The 23448-nt window shown below is 55.0% G+C and carries 25 protein-coding genes; 17 read left to right on the forward strand and 8 right to left on the reverse strand.

What is annotated here, in order from left to right:
* Positions 1-7 precede the first annotated feature (7 nt).
* From artJ to AC2FAP_RS02070, 6 genes are all read right to left on the reverse strand, one after another.
* The gene (gene artJ, locus AC2FAP_RS02045) at positions 8-739 is read right to left on the reverse strand and encodes an arginine ABC transporter substrate-binding protein ArtJ (RefSeq protein WP_040017023.1); all 732 of its coding nucleotides are present in this window, start codon (positions 737-739) and stop codon (positions 8-10) included.
* Positions 740-916: 177 nt separating this feature from the next.
* Complete coding sequence (gene artM / locus AC2FAP_RS02050; protein ID WP_014169321.1) at positions 917-1585, reverse strand: arginine ABC transporter permease ArtM; 669 nt, start codon at positions 1583-1585, stop codon at positions 917-919.
* On the reverse strand, positions 1585-2301 hold the full coding sequence (artQ, locus tag AC2FAP_RS02055; RefSeq protein WP_014169322.1) for an arginine ABC transporter permease ArtQ: 717 nt from the start codon (positions 2299-2301) through the stop codon (positions 1585-1587). The genes artM and artQ overlap by 1 nt, the downstream gene beginning before the upstream one ends.
* Before the next feature lie 6 nt (positions 2302-2307).
* Complete coding sequence (artI, locus tag AC2FAP_RS02060; protein WP_020884864.1) at positions 2308-3039, reverse strand: arginine ABC transporter substrate-binding protein ArtI; 732 nt, start codon at positions 3037-3039, stop codon at positions 2308-2310.
* A 20-nt stretch (positions 3040-3059) separates the two neighbouring features.
* Entirely contained in the window at positions 3060-3788 is a 729-nt protein-coding gene (artP, locus tag AC2FAP_RS02065; protein ID WP_014169324.1) for an arginine ABC transporter ATP-binding protein ArtP, read from the reverse strand.
* Positions 3789-4014: 226 nt separating this feature from the next.
* Positions 4015-4533, reverse strand: a complete 519-nt coding sequence (locus AC2FAP_RS02070) for a lipoprotein (RefSeq protein WP_014169325.1) — start codon at positions 4531-4533, stop codon at positions 4015-4017.
* Between the two features lie 97 nt (positions 4534-4630).
* On the opposite strand from AC2FAP_RS02070, the gene AC2FAP_RS02075 reads away from it, so the two are divergent.
* The 3 genes from AC2FAP_RS02075 (at position 4631) to AC2FAP_RS02085 (ending at position 6673) form a co-directional block, all read left to right on the forward strand.
* Positions 4631-4954, forward strand: a complete 324-nt coding sequence (locus tag AC2FAP_RS02075; protein ID WP_006174327.1) for a heavy metal-binding domain-containing protein — start codon at positions 4631-4633, stop codon at positions 4952-4954.
* Complete coding sequence (locus tag AC2FAP_RS02080; protein WP_228175784.1) at positions 4951-5781, forward strand: N-acetylmuramoyl-L-alanine amidase; 831 nt, start codon at positions 4951-4953, stop codon at positions 5779-5781. The genes AC2FAP_RS02075 and AC2FAP_RS02080 overlap by 4 nt, the downstream gene beginning before the upstream one ends.
* 268 nt (positions 5782-6049) lie before the next feature.
* A complete protein-coding gene (locus AC2FAP_RS02085; RefSeq protein ID WP_032677768.1) occupies positions 6050-6673 on the forward strand; it encodes a helix-turn-helix domain-containing protein in 624 nt (207 codons plus the stop codon).
* On the opposite strand, the gene AC2FAP_RS02090 is transcribed toward AC2FAP_RS02085, so the two are convergent.
* Together AC2FAP_RS02090 and AC2FAP_RS02095 are read right to left on the reverse strand one after the other, a co-directional pair.
* Positions 6674-7270 (reverse strand): hypothetical protein, encoded by a 597-nt coding sequence (locus AC2FAP_RS02090; protein ID WP_228175782.1) that lies wholly within the window; start codon positions 7268-7270, stop codon positions 6674-6676.
* On the reverse strand, positions 7270-8832 hold the full coding sequence (locus AC2FAP_RS02095) for an ExeA family protein (RefSeq protein WP_410396335.1): 1563 nt from the start codon (positions 8830-8832) through the stop codon (positions 7270-7272). Before AC2FAP_RS02095 ends, AC2FAP_RS02090 begins: the two co-directional genes overlap by 1 nt.
* 300 nt (positions 8833-9132) lie before the next feature.
* Between AC2FAP_RS02095 and gspC the strand changes: the two genes are divergently transcribed.
* The 14 genes from gspC (at position 9133) to iagB (ending at position 23432) form a co-directional block, all read left to right on the forward strand.
* A complete protein-coding gene (gspC, locus tag AC2FAP_RS02100) occupies positions 9133-9864 on the forward strand; it encodes a type II secretion system protein GspC (protein ID WP_458652713.1) in 732 nt (243 codons plus the stop codon).
* Positions 9865-9877: 13 nt separating this feature from the next.
* On the forward strand, positions 9878-11794 hold the full coding sequence (gene gspD, locus AC2FAP_RS02105; protein ID WP_485452823.1) for a type II secretion system secretin GspD: 1917 nt from the start codon (positions 9878-9880) through the stop codon (positions 11792-11794).
* A 14-nt stretch (positions 11795-11808) separates the two neighbouring features.
* Positions 11809-13287 carry a type II secretion system ATPase GspE gene (gene gspE / locus AC2FAP_RS02110; RefSeq protein WP_485452824.1) on the forward strand — a complete coding sequence of 493 codons (1479 nt, stop codon included), beginning with the start codon at positions 11809-11811 and terminating at the stop codon, positions 13285-13287.
* Positions 13287-14495 carry a type II secretion system inner membrane protein GspF gene (gspF, locus tag AC2FAP_RS02115; protein ID WP_485452825.1) on the forward strand — a complete coding sequence of 403 codons (1209 nt, stop codon included), beginning with the start codon at positions 13287-13289 and terminating at the stop codon, positions 14493-14495. The genes gspE and gspF overlap by 1 nt, the downstream gene beginning before the upstream one ends.
* Before the next feature lie 3 nt (positions 14496-14498).
* The gene (gene gspG / locus AC2FAP_RS02120; RefSeq protein ID WP_014169334.1) at positions 14499-14948 is read left to right on the forward strand and encodes a type II secretion system major pseudopilin GspG; all 450 of its coding nucleotides are present in this window, start codon (positions 14499-14501) and stop codon (positions 14946-14948) included.
* Positions 14948-15433, forward strand: coding sequence for a type II secretion system minor pseudopilin GspH (gspH, locus tag AC2FAP_RS02125; RefSeq protein WP_014169335.1), 486 nt, complete (start codon positions 14948-14950; stop codon positions 15431-15433). The genes gspG and gspH overlap by 1 nt, the downstream gene beginning before the upstream one ends.
* A complete protein-coding gene (gene gspI / locus AC2FAP_RS02130; RefSeq protein WP_014169336.1) occupies positions 15426-15806 on the forward strand; it encodes a type II secretion system minor pseudopilin GspI in 381 nt (126 codons plus the stop codon). Before gspH ends, gspI begins: the two co-directional genes overlap by 8 nt.
* Entirely contained in the window at positions 15803-16426 is a 624-nt protein-coding gene (gene gspJ / locus AC2FAP_RS02135) for a type II secretion system minor pseudopilin GspJ (protein WP_151887561.1), read from the forward strand. Before gspI ends, gspJ begins: the two co-directional genes overlap by 4 nt.
* Positions 16423-17433, forward strand: coding sequence for a type II secretion system minor pseudopilin GspK (gene gspK / locus AC2FAP_RS02140; RefSeq protein WP_032681350.1), 1011 nt, complete (start codon positions 16423-16425; stop codon positions 17431-17433). The genes gspJ and gspK overlap by 4 nt, the downstream gene beginning before the upstream one ends.
* A gap of 15 nt (positions 17434-17448) precedes the next feature.
* A complete protein-coding gene (gspL, locus tag AC2FAP_RS02145) occupies positions 17449-18582 on the forward strand; it encodes a type II secretion system protein GspL (protein ID WP_032682035.1) in 1134 nt (377 codons plus the stop codon).
* On the forward strand, positions 18579-19064 hold the full coding sequence (gene gspM, locus AC2FAP_RS02150; protein WP_020884851.1) for a type II secretion system protein GspM: 486 nt from the start codon (positions 18579-18581) through the stop codon (positions 19062-19064). Before gspL ends, gspM begins: the two co-directional genes overlap by 4 nt.
* The gene (locus tag AC2FAP_RS02155) at positions 19061-19858 is read left to right on the forward strand and encodes a prepilin peptidase (protein WP_063156212.1); all 798 of its coding nucleotides are present in this window, start codon (positions 19061-19063) and stop codon (positions 19856-19858) included. The genes gspM and AC2FAP_RS02155 overlap by 4 nt, the downstream gene beginning before the upstream one ends.
* A gap of 260 nt (positions 19859-20118) precedes the next feature.
* Entirely contained in the window at positions 20119-22854 is a 2736-nt protein-coding gene (locus tag AC2FAP_RS02160; RefSeq protein WP_032681347.1) for a glycosyl hydrolase family 18 protein, read from the forward strand.
* Positions 22855-22991: 137 nt separating this feature from the next.
* On the forward strand, positions 22992-23432 hold the full coding sequence (gene iagB, locus AC2FAP_RS02165; RefSeq protein ID WP_020884847.1) for a type III secretion system invasion protein IagB: 441 nt from the start codon (positions 22992-22994) through the stop codon (positions 23430-23432).
* The last annotated feature ends 16 nt before the right edge of the window (positions 23433-23448 follow it).

Genomic DNA, 23448 nt, shown 5'->3' on the forward strand with positions numbered 1-23448 from the left:
AAAGCTGTTACTGCGGGAACCACCGATCGCTGATTTTCTTGTACGTGCCGTCAGCTTTAATTGCTTTCAGCGCGCCATTCAGTTTTTCCAGCAGGGCTTTGTTATCCGGACGCACCGCAATGCCCAGGCCCGTACCGAAGTACTGTGGATCGGTCACTTTTTCGGTCGCGGTGCCCAGCTGTGGGTTGGTTTTCAGCCACTCGTTCACCACCGCAGTGTCACCGAAGACCCCATCAATACGGCCATTTTTCAGGTCGATAATGGCATTCTGGTAGCTGTCATAGGCCACGGTTTTCACTTCAGGATGTTTGTCCTGCAGGTATTTCTGGTGCGTGGTGCCGTTTTCCATCCCAATGCGTTTGCCTTTCAGCTGGTCAAAGGATGTGTAAGCCCCTTTCTTCGCAATGACCACCGCCGAGTTGGCGTAATACGGGTCGGTGAAGGTAACCTGCTTGCTACGCTCTGGGGTGATGTCCATCCCGGAGATCACCGCGTCGTATTTTTTGAATTTCAGCGACGGGATCAGGCTGTCAAACGCATGGTTAGTGAACGTGCAGTCGGCCTGCATCTGTTTGCACAGGGCTTTGGCGAGGTCGATATCAAAACCGACAATCTGGTTGCTGGCATCCAGCGACTCAAACGGCGGATAGGTGGCCGAAACGCCGAAGTTGATTTTATCTGCAGCTGATGCGCCAGCGGCGAAAGTGGCCAGTAAAGCGGCCAGAACTAACTTTTTCATTGTAATGCTCCCGTCTGTCAGTCTGTCTTATGCGCCGTGTCTGCGGCATGGAAATACAATGCCATTTAATGAATTTATATTCAATAAAAATGATTAAATATTATTTAACCCATAAAAAAAGACGGGCAGTCGTTAGACTTGCCCGTCTTCGTCAATAAAATTTATGCAAATCTGTGATTAATTACGGCGCTCAAACGCCAGCGCTTTACGTTCGATAAGGCGCATCATCAACGTCAGCAAACCGTTCACCACCAGATAGACCACGCCCGCGGCACCAAACACCATGACGTCATAGGTGCGTCCGTAGAGCAGCTGCCCGTGGCCCATAACTTCCATCAGCGTGATGGTGTAGGCCAGAGACGTACTCTTGAAAACCAGCACCACTTCGTTGGAGTAGGAGGAGAGCGCACGTTTAAACGCGTACGGCAGCAAAATAGCCAGCGTGTCTTTCTTGCTCATGCCCAGCGCACCACAGGACTGCCATTGCCCTTCCGGGATGGCACGAATAGCCCCGTAGAACAGCTGCGTGGTATAGGCCGCACTGTTCAGCGAAAGGGCAATCAGGGCGCATAGCCATGGCTCAGAAAGCAGATGCCAGATAACCGGATACTCCTGCAGCGACGGGAACTGACCCGGGCCGTAGTAAATCAGGAAGATCTGCACCAGCAGCGGTGTACCGGTGAACAAGGTAATGTAGGCTCGCACAATCCATACCAGCACCGGCGTTTTTAGCGTCAGGACGATGGTAAAGATCAACGCCAGGATCAGCGCCACGATGATCGATGCGACGGTCAGCGTCAGGCTGGTGTGCAGCCCTTTCATCAGCTCCGGAAAATATTCAAGCATCAGCCTGGTCTCCGTTCAAAGCGCGTCGCACGCAGATCAATGCGCTTGAGGATGTACTGACTCACCAGCGTGATCACCAGGTAGATAGCCGCCGCCACGATGTACCAGGTAAACGGCTCCTGGGTACGGGTCGCGATACTTTTGGTTTGCAGCATTAAATCGTTCACGCTGATCAGGCTTACCAGCGCGGTATCTTTCAGCAGTACCAGCCACTGGTTACCCAGCCCGGGCAGCGCATGACGCCACATCTGTGGCATCACCAGACGGAAGAAGATCGCCGATTTCGACAAGCCTAACGCCTGGCCAGACTCCCACTGTCCCTGCGGAACCGCTTTCAGCGCACCGCGCAGGGTTTGCGAAGCATACGCGGAATAGAGCAGAGAGAGGGCAATCACGCCGCACAGGAACGGGCTGACGTCAAAGTTCTCAATCTGCATCTGCACCGGGATCTGCACCACACCCAGATTGAGGGTGAAGCCGTCCGACAGCGTTAACAGCAGCTGCGAGGAGCCAAAATAGATAAACAGGACCACCAGAATTTCAGGCAGCCCGCGCAGCACGGTGACCAGTGCTGAGCCGGCCCATGCGACAGGGAACCATTTTGCTGATTCCCATACTGCAAAGATCATCGCCAGCACAAGGCCGATAATCAGTGCGCAAACGGCAAGGCCGACGGTCATCCCGGCGGCGCTTGCTAAAGGAAAAATTTCATTCATCAGGAATTACTTCTGGAACCATTTTTTGTAGATGGTTTCGTAGGTGCCGTCTTTCTTCACTTTTTCTAGCGCAGCGTTGAATTTCTGCTGCAGCTCAGTGTTGCCCTGACGAACGGCAATACCCAGACCCGTGCCGAAGTAATCCTTGTCGGTCACTTTATCGCCCACTGGCGCCAGTTTATCGTTGGCTTTCAGCCACTCGGTCACCACGGCGGTGTCGCCGAACACGCCATCAATACGGCCGTTCTGCAGATCCAGCTTCGCATTCTGGTAGCTGTCATACGGAACGGTGGTGATTTCCGGGTGTTTATCCATGATGAATTTCTGGTGCGTGGTGCCGTTCTGCACGCCCACTTTCTTGCCTTTCAGCTGATCAACCGACGTGAATTTGCCTTTCTGACCAATAAACAGGGCAGAGTTGTCGTAGTAAGGGGTAGTGAACAGAACCTGTTTTTCGCGCTCAGGGGTGATATCCATTCCGGCCATAACGGCGTCGATACGGCGGAACTTCAGGCTTGGAATCAGGCTGTCGAACGCCTGGTTGCTGAAGGTACAGGTTGCGTCGATCTCTTTACACAGGGCGTTTGCCAGATCCACGTCAAAGCCGACAATTTTATTGTTCGCATCAATGGATTCAAACGGAGGATAAGACGCTTCAGTCGCGAAACGAATCGTCTGGGCTGCGGTAGCGGAAAGGGTGACGCTGGCGAGCAGCGCGGCAAGTAATACTTTTTTCATTATCATTTCCCCTGACACAATCAATGAGATAAATAGTTTTTGAACGCATCGGTTTGCGGGTTTGAGAAGCAGCTCGCATCACCTTGCTCAACGATATACCCGTTTTCCATGTAGACCACGCGGCTGGCCGTTTTGCGCGCCACTTCCACTTCATGGGTTACGATGACCTGAGTAATATGGGTTTCCGCCAGCTCGCGAATGATGCTCACGATCTGGGCGGTAATTTCGGGATCCAGCGCCGCGGTCGGTTCATCAAACAGCAGTACCGCAGGCTCCATCATCAGCGCACGGGCAATCGCCACACGTTGCTGCTGACCACCGGAGAGGTGCAGCGGATAGCGGTCGCTGTAAGGCTTAAGGCGCAGACGCTCCAGCAGCTTATCCGCACGCGCGATCGCCTGATCTTTACTTAAGCCCAGCACGCGGCACGGGGCTTCGATCAGGTTTTGCAGTACGGTCAGATGCGGCCAGAGATTGTATTGCTGGAAGACCATGCCAACGTTTTGACGCAGTTCACGAATCGCTTTATCAGACGGTGTTTTCGCGAAATCAAAATGGTTACCGGCGATAGCCAGCGTACCCGAACGGGGCATTTCAAGCAGATTAAGGACACGCAGAAGGGAGCTTTTACCTGCACCGCTTGGGCCAAGCAAAACCAGCGTTTCGCCTTCCGGGCAGTCCAGCGTGATGTCAAACAGCGCCTGGTGTGCGCCGTAGAAGCAGTTAATGCCGTTTAGTTTAATACTCATCGGGGCAGTCTTTACTCATCCAGGCAATCTATAGCAATTGAGGCCGCAGATAGTACCGTTGACAGAATAGTTATGCAATATTTCTGCGTTAAAAGTTAAATATAACCCGCAATACCCTCTAAACATAGCACAAAATAGCGAACGGCAATGTCGGCGAGTATAAATGTCGGCATTCCGCATGAAATGCCGCACATTTTACGGGGTTAACGCTTTTTAAACGGGTGGCTTAGCGGTTTTCAATCGACTGGCGGAGCGTGCCTGCCGGGGCGTGAACGCTGCCACCGACGTACCTTACGTCGTCCACCGCCCAGCACTGGCCTTCACGGATCATCAGCACTTCATCCTGCCAGGTCTGCGTTCCCTGGGTCAGTTTGACGCGCAGGGGAATGTTTCGCGCATCGGTGTTTGGGATCGTTGAAGCACTGGTGACCTCGGCGCTGTCAGGCAGCGTGGCGCGGCTGGAGAACGGATCGGATTTAAGCAGCGCGTTATGCTGCGGATCGCGGGTGGCGTCGCTCAGCAGTTTCGCCAGGCCGTCACTCAGATACGGTCGCAGGGCGGTAATATCATTGCTGCGGTGCTGTATGCGGTAATCATAGAACTGTTGCGCCACGGTATCCGGGCCGCCCTCAATGCATGGGCCGCTGCGGGTACCAATATCCTTAAAGGCTGGCGTGACCGTGGTGGTGCAGGCGCTGAGCACCAGCGCGCAGGGCACGAAAAGTGTTAAAGCTGAATAGCGCATGTTGATTTCCTTATTTATTAACTATCCTTTCAATCATAGCGTAACGAACCGATAATGCTGTACCTAAGGCATTGAACGCTAAAGAAGGAGAGAAAGTATGCAGTTTTCAACAACGCCTACCCTGGAAGGGCAACCTATTACCGAGTACTGCGGCGTGGTCACCGGCGAAGCCATACTGGGCGCGAACATTTTCCGGGACTTCTTTGCCGGCATTCGCGATATCGTGGGGGGACGTTCTGGCGCGTATGAGAAAGAGCTGCGCAAAGCCCGCGAAATTGCGTTTAAAGAGCTTGGCGAACAGGCCAAGGCGCTGGGTGCAGATGCCGTGGTAGGTATCGATATTGACTACGAAACGGTCGGTAAAGATGCCAGCATGCTGATGGTGAGCGTAAGCGGTACGGCGGTGAAAACCCGTCGATGAAGCGCTCGCTTGCCACACTCCTGCTGGCGCTGTTGCTGGCAGGGTGCGCCACGGAAAAAGGCATTATTGATAAAGGTGCCTATGAGCTGGATACCCGCCATCAGGCCCAGGCGGCTTACCCGCGTATAAAGGTGCTGGTGATCCACTATACCGCCGATGACTTTGACAGCTCGCTGGCGACGTTAACCGACAAGAATGTCAGCTCTCACTACCTGATCCCCGCCAAACCGCCTTCCCCTGAGGGCAAACCGCGTATCTGGCAGCTGGTGCCGGAGAGTGAACTGGCATGGCATGCCGGCATCAGCTTCTGGCGCGGTACCAACCGTATTAATGACACCTCCGTGGGGATTGAGCTGGAAAACCGGGGCTGGCAAAAAACGGCGGGAGTAAAACACTTCACCCCGTTCGAGCCGGCGCAAATTGCTGCTCTGATCCCGCTCGCCAAAGACATTATCGCCCGCTACGACATTAAGCCGCAGAACGTCGTCGCGCACTCTGATATTGCTCCCCAGCGTAAAGACGATCCCGGCCCGCTGTTCCCCTGGCGCGAACTGGCGCAGCAGGGAATTGGTGCCTGGCCCGATCCGGACCGCGTCAACTTTTATCTCAATGGACAGCCACGCTATCAGGAAGTGGACAGCGCACTGCTGCTCGATCTGTTAGCGCGGTATGGCTATGAAGTGCCGGAGGCTGCCACAGCCCAGCAGCAGAAAAGAGTGATTACCGCGTTTCAAATGCACTTCCGTCCACAGCTGTGGAATGGTGTGGCTGACCGTGAAACGCTGGCTATTGCTGAAGCGCTTCTGGAAAAGTACGGACAGGGGTAATCCTACGGGATACCCCCTCGTGAGTATTTTTCGCGTAATTTGAGTAAGATTAATCTTAAGTACAAACTCAATTCATTTTTAGTTAATTGACTTAAAATTATCCGGATTTAAGATGGACACATAGCTTGCTAAGTAAAGCAGCAAATTAACGTAAACAATTTCTACTTTTATTTTCTCCTTGAGTGTTTCATCAGGAAAATATTCCTGGGTTGAGGCCTTACGTCTTAATCCTGAGTTTTATATTTCACATCTTAAATTGGGTATAATAATGTTAAGCATCTACGGTAAAAAATTACGTCCGCAAAACGAAGTCAATGCAATTATTTCTGCAACGTCAGGATTTGAAGAGAAGACGTTAAAAAAGTGGCAGAAAATATCTACCAGTGATTCACAGTATATTCATATTATCGTCAGTGGCGACGTTGAGTTCCGCCGCGAATCTGATGAACTGTGCATGTTCACCGTGCAGGGGCCGTGTATATTTGGGCTTTGTTCTATGTTTTACAGCGCCACGCACATGTATGGCCTCATTCGGTCGAATACCGTCGTGCGCTCGATAAAAAAAGAGGCCTTCGCCCAGCTAATGACTGAAAACAATCTGTGGCCGGAACTGACGAAAGTGCTCTCCTGGTATATTTGTATGCTGAGCAAGCGTGACGATGTGCTGGTTGCCCGCAGTGCCTATTCGGTGGTGCGCGAATTTTTATACGAGATTAATGAACTGATTGTTCAACATCAGCGTGATATCAACATATATGACTATATTCAGGAATACACCAACCTGGCACGCAGTACCATTATTAAAATTCTCTCCGACCTGAAAAAAGGTCAGTATATTGTGGTGGAAAAGGGGCGACTCCTTAACCTGACATCCTTGCCTGAAAAATATTAATTACTCCAGCCGGTCTCCTTTATGACGTAAAGGGGACCGGGAAATATCCTGCGTTTCGTCAACCGGCGGCGCGGGAATTTTGCCTTGCGAATAATCCTGCTCTTGTTCTTTTAACGCCTGCTTAAACAATTCTGTTAATGAGGAACTGTCGCTGCCAGCCTGTGCAGAAGCGTCGGTGTGTGCCCCGGTACCGGGTAACGTATCCCGCGCGGTATCGTGCTGAGCCGCTCCTTCAGGCGCCTGCTGCCAGTCGGTATCATCGCCGTTAATCGGCAGATCCTGCAGGGCAGGCATATCCTCATGCACCGGCGCAGGTTTAGGGTGCGGATGCGGGAAGGGTTTGCTCACATACACATAATGCATATCTGAAAGCTGTGTTTCCGGTCTGGCGCTGCTCGCGTTGATGGGGGCGGGGGCAGGGTGGCGCAGATCCCAATACACATGCGCGTACAACCCGGCCATCAGCATGGCGCACAGACCCAGGAGTCCTAAAACGGTGTGGGCAAAAACGTTTCTCAGTCCGGGAAGGCGATATGAAAACCAGACCGCTTCCCCGGTGGTGTAACTGCGCTGAGCCGCAAGGCTGATAGTAGACATCAGGAATGCTTCTCCTGCATTTTCGCATCCGGTATTGCATGCGAAGCCTGGATCAATACGCTCGGCGTGGTGTTGGTTTCCCGCATTAACTGCATCAATGTCTCTTCGCCGGGAATACCGTCCACATGCAGATGCATTTTTTGCTGGAACGCGCGGGTGCGTTTCATCATCTCCGCAGTCCAGCGCTGAGCGTGGGTTTCAGGCTGAGAAAGGGCCTGGCTCAGCTGCTGATCAAGCCAGATCATCTCTTTGCCGTCACTGGTTGCGCTGATGGCGTCTTTACCTTCCGGCGTCAGGCGGTGCAGTTGCGTATAGTTTCCGGTTGCATGCCGGTTAAACCAGTTGCGGCTGACCTGCCAGGTCCGGTTATTCATCAGCAGGTCCATCGAGGTTTCTCCGACGCGGGCGACCACCGCATAGTTAAGATGATTGCCGGTTTTGAGCTCGCTCACCCACGGATAACCTTCGCCTGCCAGCGCATCCGGAGAGGCATTTCCCTGCTTACACATCAGGTTTACCTTCACCGCGTTTTGACACAGCGCATCGTCCGCCGAGGCGTCATACCCCCACATCAGATAAAGCTGATGCATCGCGTCCGGCTGATTGACTATTTCCTTGTCGATAACCGGCACGACGGGGGCCTGAACGGGGGCGGCCGGGTGTTTCCAGCTTATCGGGACCGGCAGAGAAACCGGGAGGCGAGCAGTCATTGAGGCGGTAAAATACCAGCCGCAAGCCGCGAACAGCACAGAAGCAAACAGTGAAACCGTTGCCAGACGCTTACCCTGTTTTTTCGCGGGAAGCACCTCTGCAGCCGCCAGGCGTAAATGTCGCGGACTGACCTGGCTTGCGCGTTCGGTCCAGGCCGCGAGCATCGACAGGTGCGCCAGCGCATTCAGTTCACTGATTTTCCCTTTTGTCATTGCGTGCATCTTACGCACGCGCGCCGGGGATAACGGCGAGCTTTCGCCCCCGTGCTCTTCGCACTGCGCCTGCACGTAGCTGAGATATTCACGGCAGGTCAGGGGGCGCAAGGTGTGGTGGGTATGCACATATTCACGCAGATCAGATTGCTGTAGCAGCGCCGCCTGATTTTCCGCGCCCGTCAGCACCACCGATAAATGACACCCCAGCTCCTGCGCACGGGTGAGCAACATCCCCAGCACCGTCCGGCAGGTCTCTTTCATGGCTTCAGTATGGGAAATGACCAGCACGGTGGCCTGTGTTTTCCCGGCTTGCCACTGCTGCAGCACGGTATCGACCGCCTGAATACGGCTGGCGATTGCTTTCGTGTCCGGGCTGAGCTTGTACAGCAGGCTACTGGCGCTCAGTTTTGGAAACGCGTTGATGGCAAAAACGCGGTTGTCGCTGTTTTTTAGCGCATCGCTGAACTGGCCCAACAGCGAAGTATCGTCGCTAAAGAGCCCGCATATTCCCGCCTGTTGGGTTTTCTCTTTCAGCAGGTTAAAGACGTCCTGATGATAAGGCACCAGAAAATCACCGGATAAGCGGGTGACCTTCCTGAAGGGCGGGGTTTTAAAAGTAAAGTGGCTCTGATACATAACGACTTACCGTCTCTGATTAGGAATAGCAACAGGTCGTGAAATTACGGTAAGGAGACGGGGCGATCAATTTTTCAACTGGGTAAAAATATCCGGCAGAAATGTCCTAACACCTCGATTTTAGACGGTCAATAATTTTCTTTATTAAAGTTGGTGGCGAAGTCGATGGTCGTATTCACCGCATCTCATTACTCTCTTCACACGTTTTGTCGCAGCGTGATGCTGCTTATTTTCGCTTTGTTAAAGGCCAGATGAAAAATGAGGTTCTCATTTCTGTCACGGTGGATAACCCCTTGCATGATGTTGGCGCTGTTAATTTTCAGCGGCCAGCAAGGGTATTTCACGTTTAAAGATTATAAAAAGGTTACGAATAGGTTGGCTAACGCCGATGCGCAGCCGCTGAAAAACCGCCGCGAAGAGAAAACATTCACGCTTTTCACGGCGGCAACACGTCAGGACACTGGGCCGGCTGCGCTAAAAGCCCCGCTGGCGGCGGAAATAGAAGGCATTGTGCGCAGTGATGACCCCTGGCTTTCCTTCGCTGTTATTAAAACGCCCGCGGGCCAGAAGAGCTACCGCGAAGGGGAGCCGCTGACCGGTTTTAACGATGCCTTTATTCAGGAAATTAACAAAGACAGTGTCGTCGTGAATTATGAAGGCATCACGCAGACGCTGGCCTTAAAGAAACCGGATTATTTCAAGGGCGGCGTTGATAGCGGCCCGGTAACCAAATCGACAAAAGATGCAGGCGCAGACACGCTGCATCTGAATGATTATCTGGTATTAAAACCGGTTGTCGAAAAAGGCCAACTGGAAGGCTATGCCATTAATCCCCGGAATGCCTCTTCCTTTTATAGCCATTCAGGACTGAAAAAAGGGGATGTGGCAGTCGAAGTGAATGCTGTCGATATGACCGATGAAGTCAAGGCAAAAAATATTATTGCTGAATGGTCAAAAATGAAAGAAGCGGAGGTTGTCGTCAGACGTCACGCTCACCTTGAAAATATTCGGGTCAATGTTCTTAACAATTAATAAGTGTACAGACATGAAGAAATTTCCATGGGCGTGCGTGGCGCTGACCGCATTGTCGTTATATTCGGGTTCGCTGCTCGCAGCCAACTTTAGCGCGAGTTTTAAAAATACCGATATCCGCGAGTTTATCGATACGGTAGGCCGCAACCTTAACAAAACCATTCTCGTCGACCCGTCGGTTCAGGGCTCCGTATCCGTCAGAACCTACAACGTGCTGACGGAGGATGAGTATTACCAGTTCTTCCTGAGCGTGCTGGATCTCTACGGTCTCTCGGTGATCCCGATGGATAACGGCATGGTTAAAGTGGTGCGCTCAAGCGTGGCCCGCACCGCCGGTGCGCCGCTGGCGGACAGCACAAACCCGGGCAAAGGCGATGAGATTATTACCCGTGTCGTGCGCATGGAAAACGTGCCGGTGCGTGAACTCGCGCCGCTGTTGCGTCAACTGAACGATGCTACCGGCATCGGCAACGTGGTGCACTTCGAGCCTTCCAACGTGCTGCTGTTAACCGGTAAAGCGTCCGTGGTGAACCGGCTGGTGGATCTGGTCCAGCGCGTGGATAAAGACGGTGTTCAGCGTCGCGAAATCGTCCCTCTGCGCTTTGCTTCCGCCAAAGCGCTCTCCGACATGTTGAATAATCTCAACAACGAAGAGCAGAAAGGGCAGAACGCGCCGCAGTTGGCCACCAAAGTGGTGGCAGATGACGAAACCAACAGCCTGGTGATCAGCGGTTCGGAGGATGCGCGCACGCGTACCCGCAGCCTGATCCATGAGTTAGATCGCGAGCAGAACAACGAGGGGAATACCCGCGTCTTCTATCTCAAATACGCCAGCGCCACCAAAGTGGTTCCGGTGCTCACCGGTATTGGCGAACAGCTGAAAGACAAAGCCGGCACCGCGAAGGCGAAAACCGCCATCGCGGCAACCGATCTGAATATTACCGCCGACGAGTCAACCAACTCACTGGTGATCACCGCGCAGCCTAACGTGATGAACTCCCTTGAGAAGGTGATCGACAAGCTCGACATCCGCCGTCCGCAGGTGCTGGTGGAAGCCATCATTGCTGAAGTGCAGGACGGCAACGGTCTGGATCTCGGCGTGCAGTGGACCGGCAAGCACGGTGGCGTCCAGTTCGGCTCCACCGGCCTGCCCATTAGTCAGATAAAAAATGGCACCATCAAGGGCGCCAGCTTTACTGGCCTGGCGACCGGCTTCTTTAACGGTGATTTCGGTGCGCTGATGACCGCGCTCTCAACCGACGGCAAAAACGACATCCTTTCCACGCCAAGCGTGGTCACGCTGGATAACAAAGAGGCGTCATTTAATGTCGGTCAGGACGTGCCGGTGCTTTCCGGTTCGCAGACCACCAGTGGCGATAATGTCTTTAACTCCGTAGAGCGCAAGACGGTGGGGACCAAACTGAAAATTGTGCCGCAAATCAACGACGGCGACATGATCCACCTGAAGATTGAGCAGGAAGTCTCAAGCGTCGACAACAGCGCAACGGAAGACGCCAGCCTTGGCCCAACCTTTAATACCCGAACCATCAATAACGAAGTGATGGTGCACAGCGGGCAAACGGTGGTGCTCGGCGGCCTGATGGAGAATGTCACTAAGCAGTCGGTCTCCAAAGTGCCGCTGCTGGGGGATATTCCGCTGGTCGGGCAGCTTTTCCGCTACACCTCGCAGGACGCGTCCAAACGCAACCTGATGGTCTTTATTCATACCACCGTGCTGCGTGACGACGACAACTACAGCGCGGCGTCGAAAGAGAAATATGACCAGATCCGCGCCCGCCAGCAGCAGCGCGTTGAGGAGAAAAAGCTCGGGATCATTGAACCGGCGGATAACGCCGTGTTACCCGCGTTCCCTGCTGCGAGTGCTGCATCGATGAAATCCAGCGCGTCGCGCAATCCGTTTAAAGAGTAAGGCGGAGGTATCACGTGGACGAACTGAGCAAAACCCTGTGTAGCAGCGGCTACGCAAAAGATAACGGCGTTTTATTTTATCACGATGCGGTCTATATCCGTGATGACACCCCGGCACTCGCGCTGCTGGAAGTGCGTCGGGTGCTGGGACGCGCGTTTGTCCCGGTCACCCTGACGGCGGAAGCCTTCGATGAAATGCTGGCCAGGATCTGGCAGCAGAGCAGTGGGGTGTCCCAGCAACTGGTGGACGATATGGACGCCGATATCGATCTGATGGCGTTAACCGAGGAGATCCCGGACAACGAAGATCTGCTCGATAACGATGAAAACTCGCCGGTGATCCGCCTGATCAACGCCATTCTCGGCGAGGCGGTAAAAGAGGGCGCGTCGGATATTCATATTGAAACCTTCGAGCGTACGCTGAGCATTCGCTTTCGCGTCGACGGCGTGCTGCGTCCGGTGTTGCAGCCCGCGCGTAAGCTCGCGACGCTGCTGGTTTCGCGTATCAAGGTGATGTCCCGGCTGGATATCGCGGAGAAACGTCTGCCGCAGGATGGCCGTATTTCCCTGCGCATTGGCCGTAAGGCGGTCGACGTGCGCGTATCGACCATTCCGTCCCAGTATGGTGAACGCGTGGTCATGCGTCTGCTCGATAAAAGCAATCTCAAGCCTGATATCAACAAGCTTGGGCTGATTGATGAAGAACGGGAGAAGTTACAAGGGCTGATTGACCGCCCGCACGGCATTATCCTGGTCACCGGGCCAACGGGTTCCGGTAAAAGTACCACCCTGTACGCGATTCTGTCGGCGCTGAACGGCCATGAGCGCAACATCCTGACCGTAGAAGATCCCATTGAATACGAGCTGGAAGGGGTGGGGCAGACGCAGGTTAACCCGCGCGTGGACATGACCTTTGCCCGCGGGCTGCGCGCGATTCTGCGCCAGGACCCGGACGTGGTGATGATCGGCGAAATCCGTGACGCCGAGACGGCACAAATTGCGGTGCAGGCGTCGCTCACCGGTCACCTGGTCATGTCTACGCTGCACACCAACAGCGCCGCCGGGGCGATAACCCGCCTGCGGGATATGGGGCTGGAGTCATTTTTAATCGGTTCATCGTTACTGGGGGTCATTGCCCAGCGTCTGGTGCGTCGGCTGTGTCCGCACTGCCGTACCACCAGTCCGCTGGATGACAATGAAAAGGCGCTGTTCAGCTTTATGGACCAGCCGCCACACGCGATCTATCGCGCGGTGGGGTGCGAACACTGCCGCCAGAGCGGCTATCAGGGGCGCGCCGGTATTCATGAGTTTCTGGTGGTCGACAGCACCCTGCGCCGCGCCATTCATGAAGATAAAGACGAAATGGCCATCGAAACCGAACTTTTTAAGCAGGCCTACAGCCTGCGTGAGAACGGGCTGCTGAAGGTGATCGGCGGCGTCACTTCGCTGGAAGAGGTGATGCGCGTCACCGCCGAGCGCGGAGGAGATGCCTAATGGCCTTCTACGCCTGGACGGCGAGGGATACCGCGGGCAAAACCCGGCGTGGCACGTTGCAGGCTGAGGGGCAAAAGCAGGTTCGCCAGATGTTGCGCGAGCAAAAGCTGATGCCCGTCAGTATCAACGAAACCCGTGAGTTTGCGGCTGCCGGTAATGCGAACGCCGGGGCAAAACTCTCCACGCCGGTGCTGTCGATGTTTACCCGTCAGTTGTCGACGCTCGTCAACGCTGCGCTGCCGCTAGAGAGCGCGCTGAAGGCAATCGCGAAACAGACGGAGGACAAAAAGCTCGCGGCGATGGTAGTGGACATCCGCGAGAAGGTGGTGGAAGGGCATACGCTGTTTGACGCTTTCAGCCAGTTTCCGCGCAGCTTCGACAAGCTCTACTGCACGCTGGTAATGGCCGGTGAAAAGACCGGCCATCTGGGCGACGTGCTGGAAAAGCTGGCCGAGTACAACGAGCAGCGTCAGAAGATGAAAAGCAAGCTCACGCAGGCGATGGTCTACCCGATCACCCTGACCGTGGTGGCCATCGCGGTGATCGGCATTCTGCTGGTGGCGGTTGTGCCCCAGGTGATTGAGCAGTTCACCCATATGAAACAGCAGCTGCCGATCACCACCCGCACGCTGATCGCGGTGAGTGATTTCCTGCAGGTTTACGGCCTCTATATCGTCGGCAGCCTGGCAGGCGGGATGATGGGTTTTAAGGCCTGGCTTCGAAACGCTAAAAATCGTTTTCGCTGGCACGGCTGGCTGGTGAACGGTTCGCCCGTCAAAAAGCTGGTCTGCGCCATCAACAGCGCCCGCTATATCCGTACCCTGAGCATTTTGCAGGCCAGTAGCGTGCCGCTGCTGGAGGGGATGTATATCGCGATGGACGGGATCGAAAACCGGTATGCCCGGCAGGTGCTGGAGCAGGCGGCGGATACCGTGCGCCAGGGTGCATCGCTTTATGCGGCTCTGGAGCAGGCGAAATTATTCCCGCCGACCATGCTGTATATGATTGCCTCCGGGGAAGAGAGTGGGGAATTAGGCCATTTAATGGACCGCGCGGCGGAAAACCAGGAATCGGCATTACAGCATCGTATTACGTTAACGTTGTCGGTATTTGAACCGGCACTGGTGGTATCTATGGCGACGATTGTTTTATTCATCGTCCTGTCAATATTACAACCGCTTCTGCAACTTAATAATATGGTAGGTTAAATCATGGCTATAAAACGTAAACACCTGGCTCGCCAGGCGGGCTTCACCTTGCTCGAATTAATGGTGGTTATTGTTATTCTCGGCGTACTCGCGAGTATGGTGGTACCCAATTTAATGGGTAATAAAGAAAAAGCGGATACCCAAAAAGCGACCAGCGATATCGTCGCGCTCGAAGGCTCGCTGGATATGTATAAGCTGGATAATCACCGCTATCCCACCACCGAGCAGGGCTTGCAGGCGCTGGTCACGAAGCCAGAGATTGCGCCCATTCCCAACGGCTACCGTGCGGACGGTTATATCCGCCGCCTGCCGCAGGACCCGTGGGGCGGGGATTATATTCTGGTCAGCCCGGGTGAACACGGTGCCGTAGACGTTTTCTCCGCAGGTCCGGATGGCGAAGCCAATACCGCCGATGATATTACAAACTGGTCTCTGGATAAGAAAGAGAAATAATGAAACGTCAACGCGGCTTTACGTTGCTGGAAATTATTCTGGCGCTGGTGATATTTGCCAGCTGCGCCATGATGGTGGTTTCAACAATACCCTCACGCAGCGGTGCGGATATATTTGGTCAGCAATTAAAAGCCCTCGTTGATTATGGTTCAGACCGGGCGGTGATGGACGGAAATATCGTGGGGTTGGTTATGACCGCGGATAAATACCGGCTGGTGACGCTCGAGGATAAAAACGGTGAACGTCACTGGGTGTCGTTATCCGCGGGGCGGATAACGACCCGGGGTGATTTCCCGCCGGAGATGCACGTCTCGCTCACGCCGCAGCGTCTCGCCGCCACGGTGACATCCGAACCGCAGGTGTTATTTCTGCCGGACGGTGAAATCAGCCGCTTTACGCTGGCGCTGCAAAGCCGCGACAACGCGCACCATTTCCGCGTGGTGTCGCAAGGCGCGGCCCCTGTAACGGTAGAAAACGATGGCTAACGGCAAGAGAAAGCAAAAGGGGATGACGCTGCTGGAGGTGATGGTCGCGCTGGTCATCTTCTCCACCGCCGCACTGGCGCTGATGAACTCGGTCTCCCTGAACGTGCGTTTCACCCACGGGCTGGCCGATACATTGCAGGCCAGCTGGGTCGCCGAAAATCAACTGGCGGAGGCGCAGCTCAACAGACGTGATTTTCCTGACGCTGAAGCGCAGGGGGCAGAGGTCATGGGCGGGCGCAGCTGGGCCTGGCGAAAGCAGCGCGTAAAAACCGCGGCTAACGGCTGGGCGAATGCCATCCGCGTCTATGCCGAAGGCGATGAAAGCCAGCCGGTTATTTCACTGCAGGTCATCGCGCCGGGAGAGGAACCGTGAAGAAAATCCGACGCCAGCGGGGATTTACCCTGCTGGAGATCATGATTGCGCTGACCATTTTTGCGGTGATCAGCACCCTGGCCTGGCAAATCCTCGACGGGGCGATGCGCACCAGTTCGACGACGGAGGCCAGCGCGGCAAAGCTCAATCAGCTGCAGCGTGCCTGGAGCCTGATGGAGCGCGATTTCTATCAGCTTCAGGCGCGTGCGCCGCGCAACGAGCCGGATACATTTCGTCAGGGGGATGACGGCCTTGAGCTGACCACGCTGAACGGCGTGAGCGGAACCGTACAGCTGGAGCGCGTGCGCTGGCGGCTGGAAGAGGGGCGACTGTACCGGGATGTCTGGCCGGTGATTGACAGCCCGGCGGATGCCAGACCCGATGCGGTGCCGATTGTCGGCGAGGTGAAATCCCTGCAGTGGCGTTTTTACCGTCAGGGCTGGCAAAAAAGCTGGAACGACCCGGCACATCTGCCGGATGGCGTCGAGCTGACGCTGACGATGGAAAACGGGGAAACCTGGCGCTGGGTGTTTACAACGCCGGGCGATATCCCCGAGGCCGCCGCGCCAGCGCCCGCAGACGCACCTGCCGCGCCACCTGCAGCGGAAGCGACATCATGAAGGCTTTACGTAAACAGAAAGGCGTCGCGCTGCTGGTGGTACTGATCCTGCTGGTCATGATGTCGGCGCTGGCTGCCAGAATCAGCCAGCAGTTCTGCCGCAATCTGCAGAAAACCCATTACCAGGTGAGTCAGCAGCAGCTGCGCTGGGCCATGCAGGCTCAGGAGAAGGTGGTCAAAGATCGTCTGCAGAGCGACGCCAGCGGTGAGAGTAAAGCCCTTACCCTGCAGGGTGACTGGCATCAGCCGCTGGAGACCCGGGGTGACGATTACACGGTGGTCAGTCAGGTGGAAGACGCCCAGGACTGCTTCAACGTGAATAACCTGCTGGCGGCCGATGACATCGCGCAGGGGCAAAATGCGCCCGCGGTGCCGGAAAAACCGCGGAAAGAGCAGATTGTTGAGCAACTCCTGACCGGGAGTGGCCTCAGCCAGTCCACGGCGCACGAGGTTTACTCGCAGCTGGTGGACTATCTGGATGGCGATACCACCACGGCCAGCAAGGGGGCGGAGGGCGATGCCTGGGCGGGCGTGGTGCCCCCCCGGCAGCCCGCAAACCAGATGATGCGCACGATCGCTGAGATCACGCTGCTGCCGGCATTTCCGGCAACGGCATACCGGAAGGTGAGCACGCTGCTGTGTGCCTTACCGGATACCGCCAGCAAGGTGGATGTGAACACCCTGAAACCGGAACAGGCCGCCTTACTGGCCGCCATGTTCCCCGGAAAAATAACGCAAGACGATGCCGTTCGCCTGATTGAATCGCGACCTGAAACCGGCTGGGAAAATATGGAAACCTTCAGCAACGCGCTGGAGCAGGCCTTCCCGCAGGTGAAAGACGACCTTCCGCAGGTGGCTGGACAACTCTCCACCCAAAGCCGGTACTTCCGCGTTAACTATACCGGCAACACCGATGCGCTAACGCTTCGCGTGGTAAGCCAGCTTCAGGTCAATAACGAAGCCGGTGAGATCGTGACGTGGCAACGTCGTTACCGAATGATTGAATAAGAAAAGCAGATGGCTATGAAACAGGTACTTTTTGTTCGTCCCGACAGCCGTGAGGGCGGGAAAATAATGTGGTGTGCTTCCGGCAGCCAGCAGGTTGACGTTGTGGAGCGCCTTGACGCGCTGGCAGACCATCCTCTCGCGGCCCGGGTCTGTTTACTGTTGCCCGCGGGCAACATGATCTTCCGCCATTTTACGTTGCCGAAAAAAGTTGCCTCTCAGACGGCGGCGTTCTCGTGGCTGGCGGAAGAGACGCTCATTGGCGAGGTGGACAACCTTCACTGGACGGTGCTTCACAAAAAGGGGGCCGACGTTGACGCGGTGGCGATTGATACCGATCTTCTGCGCGGGTGGTTAGCCCGTTGCCAGGAGGCCGGTTTGAAGGTGATTCAGGTGCTGCCGGATGCCTGGCTGCTGCCGGTGACGGCAGGAGGAAGCACGCTGGTTGCCCTGGATGACCGCTACTGGCTGCGCCTGTCGCCCCATGTCGCCAGCGAAATGGAGGCCAGCCTGCTGCCGCTGCTGATGCAAAAAAAACCAGACGGTGACGTGTGCTGTTACGGCGAACCGCCAGCCGGTGTTGGGGTGGATCTTCTGCACCCGTGGCAGCATCCGCTGGTGTTGATCCAGCCCCAGTGGCAATCCTGTCGGGTCACCCTCCTGCACGGTGAATTCAGCCCGAAGGCAGGGAAAGGCAGCGCGTCTAAAGGAATAAAAATCGCGATGGCGGCGGCGGGCCTGCTGTCTCTCGGGCTGTTGCTGGGTCCGCGGATCGCGATGGCCTGGATGCTGGTACAACAGGAAAATCGGGTTCAGCAGGAGATCGTTCAGGTTTATCAGCACCATTTTCCCAGCATGCGCCAGCAGACCAATATCAAATACCACTTTGGTCAAAACATGAAAAAGCAGCACAAAGGGGTATTCCTGCAGCTGGATGATCTTGAGCAAGCCAGGCAGGCCGTACCCGCACTTGAGATCTCCCTGCTTGAGTACGATGCGCAACAAAATGCGCTGACCCTGAGCGTCAGTGCGCAAAGCCAGGCCGCACTGCAGTCGTTTGTGGAGAAAACAGGGGAGCATTTTGATTTCACCCTACAGCCTGTTTCTACCACTGCACCTTATACCGCCATGATCGCAGGGAAATATAAATGAAAGAGCGAATCACGAAGCTTACGTCGCGTTATCAACAATACAGCATCCGGGAGAAATATATTTTAAAAACCGGTGCCGTTGCCCTCCTGGCCGCGGCTGTTTATTACGCGGGCATGATGCCACTGGATAATATGATTCAAAATAGCAAATCAACGCTGACCCGACAAAAAGAGACGCTGAACTGGATGCGCAGAGAAATAGATAAACACCACCTTCCGGTGATGATCATTAAAACGGATAACCCGCGCACGGTGGTGGAGAATAGCGCTCATGAAATTAACCTTTCCCTGACGGAGGTGCGTCAGGACGGGCAAACCTTATCGTTCGTGGTGAACCGCGTAAACGTGTATGAATTAAAAAACTGGCTGCGGGAAATCAACCAGACCTCCGGCGTCAGGCTGCAAAAAATGAACCTTACACCGGTCGATCACCTCAGTGATGTGAAAGCAGAAGTGCAGCTCACCTGGCGCAAAACCGCATGAACACCGTTGCGCTGATGCGGGAAATCTACCCGGTGGGGTTCCCGGTGATGAGTGCGATCCTGGGCAGCATGGTGGGCAGTTTTCTGGGCGTTGTCGCCGAGCGCGTGCCGGGCATGGTGATGGAGGAGGAAGGCGCGGGCAACTTGCTGTTTCCGGCCTCTCACTGCCCGGTGTGCCAGCATGATCTTGCGGCCTGGGAGAATATCCCGCTGGTCAGCTGGCTAGTATTGCGCGGGCGCTGCAGGCAGTGCGGCACGGCCATCCCGCTGCGCTTATTGATGCTCGAACTCGTCACCGCGCTCTTTTTTGGCCTCACCGCCTTGTGCATTCCGGGCGAACCGGCGTTGTTCTCACTGTGGTTGCTGGCCGCGTTTCTGCTGCCGCTGGCGATGATTGACTGGCAGCATCAGTTGCTCCCTGACTGTCTGACCCAGCCGTTGCTGTGGGCAGGACTGTTGTTACACCTCGTTGACCACACGCTGCCGCTTAAGGATGCGCTGGTGGGGGCGGTGGCTGGCTACCTTTCGCTCTGGTCTCTCTACTGGGCATTTCGTCTGCTTACCGGACGAGAAGGATTAGGCTATGGCGATTTTAAACTTCTGGCGGCGTTAGGCGCCTGGTGCGGCTGGCAGGCACTGCCCACCCTGGAATTGATTGCCGCGTTAAGCGGTATTGTCGGATATTTCGCGACAAGACATGCGAATAAAAATAACCGCATTATTTCTTTCGGTCCTTATTTAGCTTTTGCCGGCATGACGGTTTTTGTTTATCAGGTTGCCTGTTCCACATTCTGAATACACCGGTCAAGTTTTTTTAGTGATTTTTTCGATTGGGGAATGAAAGGAATACAGTATTTATTCAGCGTATCGTTAAAGACATAAGCTTCACAGAATTCGAGCTTGTATCTTTTAATGGAGGAATACAGCGCGCCACAGAAATAGCGGTTAACGATTATTGCTTAAGTTGAAATTCAAAGTCTGTAAAAAACTATTCCATGTTTTAAAGGAAGACATGGGTCATTAACGTTTACAAATAAATTTATCAGGAAATAAAAATGAAATTTATGAAGCCTAAATATCTGGCGCTTTTCGTTGCAGCGGCGTCCAGCTCTGCCTTCGCGGCGGCGCCAGGTACGCCAACCCTCAGCAGTGGCAATGATAAGTTTGCGATTGTTGAAGTTGACCAGGCAGCGCAAGACTATAACAGCCTTGTGAAAGTCCATGATGGCGCGGATGTGAAAGTTGAGTGGAACGTCTGGAGCGGCGATGCGCCAACCTCGGCGAAAGTGCTTCTGGATGGTCAGGCCGTGTGGAGTGGCGCCGCAAGCGCCTCCGGGTCAGCCACCTTCAAAGTGAAAAAGGGCGGACGCTATCAGGAGCAGGTTGAACTCTGTAACGCCAGCGGGTGTTCTAAAAGTGCCAGCAAACTGATCATCGTGGCGGACACGGACGGGAGCCATCTGCTGCCGCTGAACACCACCCTGAAGGAAAATAACAAAACTTTCTCTCAACATACGGACAAAGTGGTGGGTGCCTATTTCCCTGAGTGGGGCGTCTATGGGCGTGAGTTCCCGGTGGATAAAATCCCTGCGGCGAACCTGAACCACATTTTGTACGGTTTCATTCCGATCTGTGGCGGCGATGGCATCAACGACGGGTTAAAAACGGTTGAGAACGGCAACAGCTTCGCCGCGCTGCAGCGCGCCTGTGCGGGCCGTCAGGATTACACCGTGGCCATTCACGATCCGTGGGCGGCATTGCAAAAACCGCAGGCCGGCGTGACCAACTGGGACGACCCCTACAAAGGTAACTTTGGTCAGTTGATGGCGCTGAAAAAAGCCCATCCGGATCTGAAAGTGCTGCCTTCCATTGGCGGCTGGACGATGTCCGATCCGTTCTTCCAGATGCATGATTCAGCGATCCGCGCGCGCTTCGTCTCTTCCGTGAAAGAGTTCCTGAAAACCTGGAAATTCTTCGACGGGGTCGATATTGACTGGGAATTCCCGGGTGGTGGTGGTGTGTCGGAAAATCTTGGCAACCCTGCTCAGGACAAAGCCACCTATACCGCGGTGATGCACGATCTGCGCGCGATGCTGAACGAGCTGTCAGCAGAAACGGGCCGTACGTACGAGCTGACCACCGCCATTGGTTCCGGTAAAGACAAAATTGAAGACGTGGATTACACCACGGCGCAGCAGTATCTCGACCACATCTTCCTGATGAGCTACGACTTCTACGGCGGCTGGAGCAACACTGATCTCGGCCACCAGGCGGCGTTGCACGGCGCGGAGTGGAAACCGGATACCAACTACACCACTGAAAACGGCGTGAACGCGCTGCTGGAACAGGGCGTGCAGCCGGGCAAGATTGTTGTGGGGGCGGGCATGTACGGTCGCGGCTGGACCGGCGTTCATGGCTACACCGGCGACAATCCGTTCACCGGTACGGCAACGGGCGCGGTCAAAGGCACCTGGGAACCGGGCGTGGTTGACTACCGTCAGATTGCGAACGAGTACAAAGGCAAGCCAGGCTGGGAATACAAATACGATGCCGCGGCAGAAGCGCCGTATCTGTTCAATAAAGCCACCGGCGATCTGATTACCTATGAAGACGCGCGTTCTACCACGGCAAAAGGTAAGTATGTGCTGGCGAAAAATCTGGGCGGTCTGTTCTCCTGGTCCATCGACTCGGACAATGGCGACATCCTTAATGCGATGAACGAAAGCCTGTTGGGCGGCGGTTCAACGCCGGTTGATCCCGTTGTCACCAACCATGCGCCGATCGCTGCGGCTGCCGATCAGACCGTGACCGGGCCTGTTACCGTCACCCTCGATGGCTCTGCGTCTGGCGATCCGGACGGCGACGCCATTACCTATAAGTGGACCCAGATTTCCGGTCCAGCCGTGACCCTTACCAACAGCACGAAAGCCAAAGCCTCCTTCGGCGCGGCGGCAGTGACTCAGAACCAGACGCTCTCCTTCCGCCTGACGGTGAAAGATGCGAAAGGCCTGACGAACGCCATTGATGTTCAGGTCGTGAACAAAGCACCTAAAGCGAACCAGGCACCGGTGGTCAACCCGATGGAAAGCATCACGCTGCAGGCGGGTGAAACCTATGCCCTGCATGCGCAGGCGGCCGATCCGGATGGTGACGCGCTGACCTATGCCTGGAGCGTGCCGGCGGACATGAACGCAACCGGTACTGACACCGCGAACGTGAATATCACCGCACCGGCTGTCGCTTCCGATTCCACCTACACCCTGAGCGTGGTGGTCAGCGACGGTAAAACCAGCGTTCAATCGAACGTGCAGGTTATTGTCACGCCAAAAGCAGCCGATGAGGTCACGCCGCCATCTGACGAGGTAACACCACCAGCCGATGAGGTCACGCCGCCATCTGACGAGGTGACACCACCTGCCGATGAGGTCACGCCACCTTCTGATGAAGGCTCTGCCACCGGCAGTTGTGATGCACCTGTTGATGCCAATGCCAGCCAGTACCCGGCCTGGAGTGCGAGCAAAATCTACAACAGTGGTGACACCGTGAGCGCCGACAACCTGGTGTGGAAAGCGAAGTACTGGACACAGGGCAATAAACCTGGCTTTGACGCGGATGCGTGGGAGCTGGTCAGCCAGGTGAAAATGAACTGGCGTTCAGATGTGGTTTACAACGGTGGCGATACGACCACCTACCAGGGGTATGTCTACCGTGCGAAATGGTGGACCCGTGGTGATAAACCAGGTAACAGCGATGTATGGGTGAAAGAAGGCGCGTCAGCAGACTGCAAATAACCTTCTTAGCCTGAGGTTGCGGGTTTGATATCGCCTGCAATCGTTGACCACACCCCGTTTCGGGTGTGGTCAACCCCTTCCGGAATAAGACAGCGTGCGCAAGGAGAAGGATCGTCAGTAAATAAACAGGTAATGAGATGAAACGCTTTTTATTGTTATTGCTTATTTTAAGTCAGAGTGCGGCAGCAAATTGCTGGGATAAAGCGGCGCATTATTATCATGTCGATCCGTATTTATTATATGCCATTGCGCAGGTGGAATCCGGTATGAATCCGAATGCCGTGGGGTGGAATCAGGATGGCTCGCGGGATGTGGGATTAATGCAGATTAACAGCACGCATTTCAGCGAACTGCAGCGCCAGGGCATTGATGAGAACCGGCTTGTGACCGAGCCCTGCACCTCCATTATGGTGGGCGCGTCAATACTGTCGACGATGATCAACGTATATGGCTATAACTGGGAAGCCGTCGGGGCTTATAACGCGGGAGTGAAAAAAGAGAATTATTCAAAGCGTATGAATTATGCCCGCAAGGTCTGGGCGAAATATCAGGAGATAAAACCTCGTTCCTCTTATTAATTCTGCTTTTTGTTTT

The organism is Enterobacter cloacae complex sp. 394I7 (genome assembly GCF_057320345.1).